Source organism: Allopontixanthobacter sp. (genome assembly GCF_034376665.1).
Taxonomy (GTDB): domain Bacteria; phylum Pseudomonadota; class Alphaproteobacteria; order Sphingomonadales; family Sphingomonadaceae; genus Allopontixanthobacter.
Window position 1 is genome coordinate 1 of record NZ_JAXMJI010000116.1, and the last position, 9005, is coordinate 9005.

Sequence of the window (9005 nt, forward strand, 5' to 3'; positions counted from 1 at the left end):
GGCGCTGCGGGCCAGCTGCCTTCGTTGAGACCGGCACAAATCACCAGATCCGCGCGGCTCATCCGCGATTCGAGCAGGCCGTAGATTGCCACACGCGGATGTCCGCCATAGGGCGGGCGGACCGCAACCAGCTCCATTGCATCGCGCAGGGCCGTGTGCAGTTCGCGTAATTCGACCGTCGTGCCCACATCACGCGAATGCAGCCGCAACTCCTCGACCAGCGCGGCCAGGGCGCGGCCATCCTCGCGCGACCAGATCGCGTCGGCGCACAGGCTTTCCGCCGCAGCGGACAGCGCATCGAGCCGGTCGGCCAGCGGCTGTTCGTCCCGGTCCGCCACCAGCGGCGCAAGGATCGCCTCGACGCCGTGCCACCATTCCGCGACTTTCGCCCGGCCCGCAATCGGTGCCAGCGGCGCGAGGCCGGGTGCGGGGCGCGGGCCGCGGAGCTTCAGTTCCAATGCGCGGACATTGCCCAGCCATTCCTGCCGCGCTTCACCAAGGCGAACCAGTGGATGCTGGAGAAGCGCCATCAGCGGAACTGGCGGGACATTCTCCGATGCGACTTCCGCCAGCAGCAGGAACAGCCGCCCCGCCGGAGTATCGCTGAGCGGGCGCCCGGCGGAATCGTCTGCGGTGATGTTCCAGCGCCGCAGATGCTGGACAATCCGCCGGGCCAGGCCGCGGTCAGGAGTGATCACGTTGACCCGCTTCGCCGGCTCCTCGATCGCTTGGCGCACCAGCAGTGCAATCGCCTGCGCTTCCTCCTCCGGACCTGCGGTTTCCATCAGGCGGACGCCGGACAGGCGGCGCTTGTCCGCTTCCAGACCGGCCCAAGCCTTGCTTGCCTCGGGCGGCAGGAAGATCGAGGAAATGGCATAGGTCCGGTCGGGAGAAGCCGCTGTAAGCCCCTTGCGGTGCCATTGCCGCACTTCGCCGCGGGCGACTACCATCCGGTTCAGCAGCAGCTTGAGATGATATTGCGGGTGAGTGACCGCATCGCCGCGGGTGAATGGTGGATCCCCCGCCTGTTCCGGCGCGCCTGCGGTGCCCAGTTCGTTCCACACCGCATCTACCATGGCCAGATCCAGGTCAGGCAGGATCACCGCGCCGCCGGGCAATTCCGAGACCACGCGCAGCAGCCGCGCGAGCGCCGGGGCCGCACTGGTGACCCCCGCCGCGACGATCGGAGTGGGGGGTGGCTGCAATTTCCAGCGTTCCGCCGCGAAATCGAACAACCGGTTGCGGCGCGCGGCTGCGTTCAATTCCCCGGCTGCTGTCAGTTCCGCCAGCCAGCGCATCTGGACGCGGGCAAAGGTTCGCAAGCTGTCCTGCCAATGGCTGGCGAGATCGGGCCTCAGCCCCAGCACGTTCTCACCCAGCAGTTCTTCCGGACCTATATCCTCGACCAGCAGCCGGTCCATCGCGGCGGCAACATCGCGGGCCATGCGCAGCAGGGCGCTGCCGCGCGGTGCATCCTTGCCCAGCTCTTCGCGCAGCAGTTCCGCCAGCCGCAGCCAGCGCCGGGTCGGATCGACGCTGCGGGGTATATCGGCTGCGCCCAGCGGATCGAGCAGGCTGCCGAGAGTTTCGTCGAGATCGAGATCGCCGACCACGGCCATGCGCGGCATCAGCATCCCGCTGAGCCCCGCAGTGCCGAAGTAGCGGATGAACGCTTCGCTGACGGTGCGCACCGCACGCGTGCTGGGAAGCAGCAGGGTCAACCGGGCGAGGCCGAAATCGTCCTGCCCGTATCGCGGCACCAGGCCCGCGACCAGGGCATCGGCGAATCCGCGATGGGCCGCGATGGAATAGATGTTGGGTGGGTGTGGTGCCGGGCCCTCAGCCACGTTGCAACGCTTCTTCGGTCGGCCGGATCGCTTGCGGAGTGCCCACTTCGAACCACTGCCCGGTGAAGCTGGTGCCGAACAGGCGGCCTTCCTCGATTGCGCGCTCCCACAACACATTGGTCGAGAACGGCCCCGCCGGCGGGTCCCTCAACAGCCGATGCGAAACAATCTGGATACCGGTAAAGATGAACGGCGCAATCCGGCCGGAACGGCGGCGGGCGAGCCTCCCGACCGGGTCCATCTGGAAATCGCCCTTGCCCCGGAAATTCAGCGCCCGCGCGTGCGGCACCATCAGCAGCAGCGCGTCCATCTCGTCCGGGTTCCAGCGGTTCGACAGGTCGTGGAAGGCGTCGCGCGGCCCGTCGAGCCAGATATTGTCGGCGTTGAGGCAGAAAAACGGGTCGGGCAACAGGCTCTGCGCCTTGACCATTCCGCCGCCGGTTTCGAGCAGGAGGTCACGCTCGTCCGAGATTGTTATTGCCGGGTCTTGCCGTTCCGCCAGATGGGCTTCCAATGCGTCCGCCAGATAGTGGACGTTGACCACCGCCTTGGTCACGCCGGCTTCGACCATCCGGTCCAGCGCGTGATCGATCAGCGGCTTTCCGGCGACGCGGACCAGTGGCTTGGGCTGCGACGCGGTGAGCGGCCGCATCCGCTTGCCCAGTCCGGCGGCCATGACCATCGCCGTGTCCGACACAAGGCCGTTCGAAGCGCCAGCATTCATGCGATCTGGCCGCCGAAACTGTCGCGGACCTGACGCGGAATATTGGTGTCGAACCATGCTGCGACGGGGGCCAGCGCGGGGTGGCGCAGATCCCGCTCCAGCGCTTCCCATACGCGGGGGATGTAGGACAGGTACCGCGGCTTGCCGTCCCGCTTCCACAGGCGGGCGAATATTCCGACGATCTTGGCATTCCGCTGTGCGCCAAGCCGCGCGTAATTCGCCAGGAAGTCGTCATCGGCATCGGCTTGCGCCAGATAATGGTCGAGCATCCGGCGCTCCAGGTCTGGCGAGACGTCGCGGCGGGCGTCCTGCAGCAATGACACCAGATCATAGGCGGGGTGACCGACAAGAGCGTCCTGAAAATCGATCAGACCCTGCGCGCCGCGTCCCGCCGCGTCTGGGCCTAGCAGCATGATATTCTCCGCGTGGTAGTCGCGCAGCACCGTTACCTGACTCGAAGGCTTCGCGACAAGCGGGGCAAGCGTCTCGCTCCAGGCCGACAGATAGCTGCCCGCGTCGGCTTCGATGTGCATTGCCGGACAATACCATTCGGTCAGCAGTGCAGCTTCCCGCGCATAGACCTCCATATCATACGGCGCGAAGGGTCCCGCAGGTTTGGTGTGAAGGCGCGCCAGCGCGTCGACCGCGTCGGTATAGGCGCCCGTTTCACCCTGCGGATTGGCATCGAGCCAGTCGCGCATCCGCTCGTCCCCGAAATCCTCGATCAGCACCCATCCCTGCGCCGCATCCTGCGCGTATATCTCGGGCGCGCGCATTGCATTGTCCCTCAGCCACCGCGCCACGTGGATGAACGGTGCGGGATCTTCTTCCGGCGGCGGGGCGAACATCAGCATGGCTTGCCGATCCTCGACCGCTACGCGGAAATAGCGACGAAAAGACGCATCGCCCGGGATCGGGTCGATCGCAGCACCGCCCCAACCTGCATTGCCCAGAAAGGAATCGATACCGGCGGGCAGGAGTTCGCTCATGGCATCCGCCCTAGCCAATCGGCACCGCCGCGGGCAATCGCAATCCGGCCTTCCTCCGCAACTTCGAGCGAGATTGCGAGGCATCCCGGCTCGGATTCGAATCCGCCGGCGTTGTCAGGCCATTCCGCCAGCAGCACCGCGCCCTTGCGGTAGTCCTCAAGGCCAAGTTCCTCGATCTCCTCGGGGCGCTCCAGCCGGTAGAAATCGGCATGGACCAGCGGCAGGCGAACCGCCGGCGGATCATAGGTTTCGATAATGGTGAAAGTCGGAGAGGGAACCTCCGCGCCGTAACCGAGCGCCGAGATGATCGCCCGCGCAAGGGTAGTCTTCCCCGCCCCCACACGCCCGGTCAGCGCAACAACGTCCCCCGCCCGCAACTGCGCCGCGATACGTGCGCCGAAGTGCTCCATCGCGCCAAGATCAGGCAGCTGGATTGTCAAGGGATCAGGATGGTTGCGCTGGTCCCGGCACCCTTGCGCGAGACTATCTCGAGTGTCCCACCGTGCGCTTCGATCAATTGCCGTGCCAGCGGTATGCCAAGCCCCTGGCGACGTTCCAGACCGGAGCCGTCCGCACTCGCGCGGAGCCCGTCGAGTGCGCGGGACAATTCATCCTTCGCCATGCCGGGGCCGTTATCCGACACCACGATCCGGGCCACGCCCTTGGGCTTGCCGACATCCACCAGAATCCGGCCGCCTTTCGGCGTGGCGGCAATGGCGTTGTCGAGCAAGTGCCCGATCGCCCGGCCCAACTGGCGCGGATCAGCGTCAAGCTTGCCCCCGGCCCCGCCGCGTAGATCGAGGGACAACCCGCCAGCGTTGATCGCCTGTTCCCGCTCCCGCACGATCTTTGTAACGAACGGCAGCAATTCGATCCGTTCCTTGGCAATCGGCAGCAGCCCTGCTTCGCTCTGCGACAGATCGAGCACGTTTTCGACCTGTTCGGTGAGCCGTTCGACGGAATTCAGAATGGCGGAAACATATTCCTTCCCCTGCTCGCTCAAATCTCCGGCAACGCCCGCTTCGAGCAATTCCGCGAATCCGCCAATCGTGGTGAGCGGGGTGCGGAATTCGTAGGACATATTGGCGAGGAAGCGGGTCTTCACCGCATCCGCCTCCTCCAACGCTTCCGCCCGCTGACGCAGCGCGTCCTCGGCCTTCTGCGAATCGGTGATGTCCAGCGTGGTGAGCAGACCATTCCCGTCGGGCAGCGGAACCCCGGCGAATTCCACCGTTCGCCCGTCAGCCATCAGCACCCTTCCGGCGGTTCGCTTGCGGTCGAGCGTGGCGGCGCGGATGACTTCGCCGATCGCCCGCGCCTGCTTCGGCCGGGCGAGATTAGGGGCGATTGCCTCCAGCATCTTTTCCGCGTTCGGATGCGCGTCGAGCATTTCCGGATCGAGCGCCCACACACCGGCGAAACTGCGGTTCCACAATTGCAACGTGCCGTTGGGGGCAACGACCGCGAGCGCTTCGAACAGGCTGTCGAAGATCGCTGTACGGGTCCGCAGCAGGGTATCGCGGGTGGCAGACAGGGCGAGCTGTTCGGTGCGGTCTTCGGCGATCAGCACCAGCCCGCCATCGGGCATCGGCTGGGCGACGATCCGGAGATGCGTGCCGCCGGACAGGGGCCACGCCTCTTCCTGCGCTTCGCCGCTGTTGAACCATTCGGCATGTTCCGTACGCCAGGCTGGGAAATCGCGGACTTCCGGGGTCTTTCCCTGCTCGCGTGCGTCGCTCAGCAGCCGCTCGAAACTGGTGCCGACGGCAATCGTGTCCGGTGAAATTCCGAAGGTCCGCCGGAAAGGCTGGTTGGCGAAGGTCAGCTTGCGCGCCGCATCGAACTGCGCGACGCCGATGGACAGCTGGTCCAGCATTGAACGCTGGGCATCACGGAACGCCCGGAAACTGCGCGCCTGCTCCTCCATTTCCTCGATATCGACAGCGTATCCCGCCACCCCGTCATCGCCGAGCGGAAAATCGCTGACCCGGAGACTGCGCCGCTGGCCGTCGATTGTGGTGGCGACGATCCGTTCGATCGAAAGGTTCTGTTCTGCCGCCTGGGCCGCTATCTGGGCCGCAGTCAGTCCATCGACAGGCTCTACCAGTTCAAGCTGGTTTTCGACCGTACTGTCGGCGCTCTGCGCACCGACGGCTTTCACATACGCCTTGTTGACCAGCCGCAGTCGGCTGTCCGGTCCGCGAAACCACATCGGGATCGGAGCGGCTTCGATCAAACCCACGAGGGCGGCGAAATCACCCTTCACCCGGGCGGCATCTTCGCGCAATTGTGCCAGTTCGCCTTCGCTTTCGCTGAAGTCGAACACCCAGATCAGCGCAGCCCCGCCGGGCGAAATCTGTGGATCCGCCAGATTGCCGCGCAGGGCCAGGCTGCGGTGCGAACCGGGAGTGGTCAGCGACATGCGAAACGGGGCCGCAGTACGCTGGGTGTGACGAACTTTCCTGGTGAGGTCGGCCAATTGTTCCGGCGAGAGGCCGGCCAAGGTGCCGTCCTTGCGCTCGCCCGACAATTCGCTGAGATATTGCGGCAGCGTATCGAGCCCGAGCCAGCCCGCAAGACGATCCGATCCCTCGATCCGTCCGTCGGCGCGAACCAGCAGCGGAATGGCGGGCGCTTCGTCGATCATCCGTGCCATCCGGCGGGCCGCCTTGCGGCTCTGTTCCGCCTGCCTGGACTTAGCCCCGGCCGCAATCATCACCCACGCGGCGCCCGCAGTCCAGGCAGCGAGCAGCAAACCGATCAGGGCCAGCGCGGTGGCGGATAATTCCATGCGGTTTCAGCTATGCTGCGCGCGGCCAGGATGCAATGGCTGCAGGGACGAAGTGACCAACAAAAACCACAGGAAACAGGCAGCCCCGCAGATGAGGGGCCGCCTGTCCGGCCAAAGCTTGGTTTTCAGTACCGGTAGTGGTCCGGCTTGAACGGGCCTTCCTGCGGCACACCGATGTAATCGGCCTGCTTCTTGCTCATGCGGGTCAGCTTGACCCCGAGCTTTTCCAGATGAAGCGCAGCGACCTTCTCGTCGAGGTGCTTGGGCAGCACATAGACATCGTTTTCATACTGGTCGTTGCGAAGGAAAAGTTCGATCTGCGCCAGCACCTGGTTGGTGAAGCTGGCGCTCATCACGAAGCTGGGATGGCCGGTGGCGCAGCCGAGATTGACCAGGCGGCCCTTGGCCAGGATCAAGATCTGCTTGCCGTCGGGGAAAGTGACCATGTCGGTCCCTTCCTTGATTTCGGTCCAGTCGTAATTGTCGAGTGCGCCGATCTGGATCTCGCTGTCGAAATGGCCGATGTTGCACACGATAGCCATGTTCTTCATCGCCTTCATGTGTTCGGCGGTGATCACGTCCTCGTTGCCGGTGGCGGTAACGAAGATATCGCAGCGCTTTACCGCTTCTTCCATGGTGACGACTTCATAGCCTTCCATGGCAGCCTGCAATGCGCAGATCGGATCGACTTCGGTCACCATCACGCGGGCGCCGCCCTGGCGCAGCGATGCGGCCGAACCCTTCCCCACATCGCCGAAACCGGCAACGCAGGCGACCTTGCCCGACAGCATCACGTCGGTGGCTCGGCGGATCGCATCGACCAGGCTTTCGCGGCAGCCGTACAGATTGTCGAACTTCGATTTGGTCACGCTGTCATTTACGTTGATCGCCGGGAACGGCAGTTTGCCCTGCTTGGCGATCTGGTACAGGCGGTGGACGCCGGTGGTGGTTTCTTCCGAAACGCCGCGGATGTTCTTGACTGATTTGGTCAGATAGCCCGGGTTCTTGGCGACATAGGCCTTAAGCGCGCGCTGCATTTCGATTTCTTCGGCATTCTGCGGATCGGGCATGGTTTCGCCCGCTTCCAGCCGGGCGCCCCACAGCGCAAACATGGTTGCATCGCCGCCATCGTCGAGGATGATGTTGGCGGTCTGGTCCGGATCGGCATGGGTCCACCAATCGAAGATCTTGCCGACATAATCCCAGTAATCCGCCAGGCTTTCGCCCTTGATCGCAAACACCGGCACGCCCGATGCGGCGATCGCCGCAGCAGCATGGTCCTGCGTGGAAAAGATGTTGCAGGTCGCCCAGCGCACTTCCGCGCCCAGCGCTGTGAGTGTTTCAATCAGGACCGCGGTCTGGATGGTCATGTGAAGCGAACCGGTGATCCGCGCACCGGCCAGCGGCTTGCTCGTCCCGAATTCTTCGCGCAGAGCCATCAGGCCCGGCATTTCGGTTTCCGCGATCCTGATTTCAGCGCGGCCGTAATCGGCGAGCGAAATGTCCTTGATGATGTAATCGGTATCGGCGGCCACGGGATTCTCCTGGAGGTGTCCATTTACGCCGTAGCGGACGCACGGCAATCTGGGGGCGCATGTAGCGAGCGGCTGTCTCTGAGGCAAATATAAAGCGATCTTTATATGATGTTGTCATTGCTCCGCCACGGAGGTGCCCTATATCGGTGGTCAACCCCCGTTTTCACGAAAGGATATTTCACATGGCAATCTCTGTTGGCGACAAACTTCCCGATATCAAATTGGTCAAAGCTACTCCGGACGGCCCCGAAGCGGTCCAGTCCTCCGAGTTTTTTGCCGGCAAGAAAGTCGCACTGTTCGCCGTGCCCGGCGCTTTCACCCCCACCTGCTCGGCCAAGCACCTGCCGGGTTATGTCGAAAAGATGGACGAGCTGAAGGCGGCCGGCATCGACGAGGTGGCCTGCACTTCAGTCAACGATGCTTTCGTGCTCGGCGCGTGGAGCAAGTCCAACGATGCGGGCGATATCGCGATGCTGGCGGATGGCAACGGCGATTTTGCGTCCGCGCTCGGCCTCGACGCCGACTTCAAGGGTTTCGGCATGGGCACCCGCAGCCAGCGGTATTCGATGGTGGTCAACGACGGCATCGTCGAACAGATCAACGTCGAAGCGCCGGGCGATTTCTCGGTCAGTTCCGCCGAACATCTGCTCGGCCAAATCTAGAGTCATAACCTGACCCCAAGGGAAGATCTGCCCTATTTCAGGAGAGGCGGCAGCGAACAACGCTCATCAACATTGATCCGATAGTAACCATTGCATCCTATCGCGAACCCATGAGCACTCGCGCCGCCTCTTCCTTCTTTGATCCGGATATTGTTGCCAATCTTTTGCAGTCGACCGCTGCGCGCAAGCTGTTCGTTCTGACGATTGTCGGCGGCCTGTCTGTTTCGATGTTGACCACAATCTTGCTGCAGACCGGACTCATAATTCGGATATCCGAATTTGTGTGGTTCCTGCAAATTGCCGCAGCAATGTTCGTGCTGTCGGCGTGGTGTTTCGCTCGCCACGACGATTTAAGGCTGGCGAATGCTGCCATCATAACCGCTATTGCAACAATTTCGCTGATACTTTGCGGCCTTGTCTCGAATACCGGTCTGCGCATGAATATGCCGGTCGCAGA

Annotated in this window: 7 protein-coding genes and 1 pseudogene; 2 read left to right on the forward strand and 6 right to left on the reverse strand. The window is 63.6% G+C overall.

Annotated features, from left to right (window positions below):
- From U0988_RS13145 to ahcY, 6 genes and pseudogenes are all read right to left on the reverse strand, one after another.
- Positions 1-1847: pseudogene (locus U0988_RS13145) on the reverse strand (double-strand break repair protein AddB); the annotation flags it as partial.
- Entirely contained in the window at positions 1840-2571 is a 732-nt protein-coding gene (locus tag U0988_RS13150) for a nucleotidyltransferase family protein (protein ID WP_322293078.1), read from the reverse strand. The gene U0988_RS13150 and the pseudogene U0988_RS13145, both read right to left, overlap by 8 nt.
- The gene (locus U0988_RS13155; RefSeq protein WP_322293079.1) at positions 2568-3560 is read right to left on the reverse strand and encodes an aminoglycoside phosphotransferase family protein; all 993 of its coding nucleotides are present in this window, start codon (positions 3558-3560) and stop codon (positions 2568-2570) included. The genes U0988_RS13150 and U0988_RS13155 overlap by 4 nt, the downstream gene beginning before the upstream one ends.
- Entirely contained in the window at positions 3557-4000 is a 444-nt protein-coding gene (tsaE, locus tag U0988_RS13160; protein ID WP_322293080.1) for a tRNA (adenosine(37)-N6)-threonylcarbamoyltransferase complex ATPase subunit type 1 TsaE, read from the reverse strand. The genes U0988_RS13155 and tsaE overlap by 4 nt, the downstream gene beginning before the upstream one ends.
- Positions 3997-6351, reverse strand: a complete 2355-nt coding sequence (locus tag U0988_RS13165; RefSeq protein WP_322293081.1) for a PAS-domain containing protein — start codon at positions 6349-6351, stop codon at positions 3997-3999. Before U0988_RS13165 ends, tsaE begins: the two co-directional genes overlap by 4 nt.
- 125 nt (positions 6352-6476) lie before the next feature.
- A complete protein-coding gene (gene ahcY, locus U0988_RS13170; RefSeq protein ID WP_322293082.1) occupies positions 6477-7886 on the reverse strand; it encodes an adenosylhomocysteinase in 1410 nt (469 codons plus the stop codon).
- A gap of 182 nt (positions 7887-8068) precedes the next feature.
- Here ahcY and U0988_RS13175 point away from each other — a divergent pair, with 182 nt between their 5' ends.
- Entirely contained in the window at positions 8069-8548 is a 480-nt protein-coding gene (locus U0988_RS13175) for a peroxiredoxin (protein ID WP_322293083.1), read from the forward strand.
- Positions 8549-8658: 110 nt separating this feature from the next.
- The coding region (locus U0988_RS13180) for a hypothetical protein (protein WP_322293084.1) at positions 8659-9005 on the forward strand (347 nt) is incomplete at its 3' end.

Bases quoted from the DNA above. Each gene is read 5' to 3' on its own strand.
- U0988_RS13150 (WP_322293078.1), bottom strand. From the start codon at position 2,571: ATGAATGCTGGCGCTTCGAACGGCCTTGTGTCGGACACGGCGATGGTC.
- U0988_RS13155 (WP_322293079.1), bottom strand. From the start codon at position 3,560: ATGAGCGAACTCCTGCCCGCCGGTATCGATTCCTTTCTGGGCAATGCA.
- U0988_RS13165 (WP_322293081.1), bottom strand. From the start codon at position 6,351: ATGGAATTATCCGCCACCGCGCTGGCCCTGATCGGTTTGCTGCTCGCT.
- U0988_RS13175 (WP_322293083.1), top strand. From the start codon at position 8,069: ATGGCAATCTCTGTTGGCGACAAACTTCCCGATATCAAATTGGTCAAA.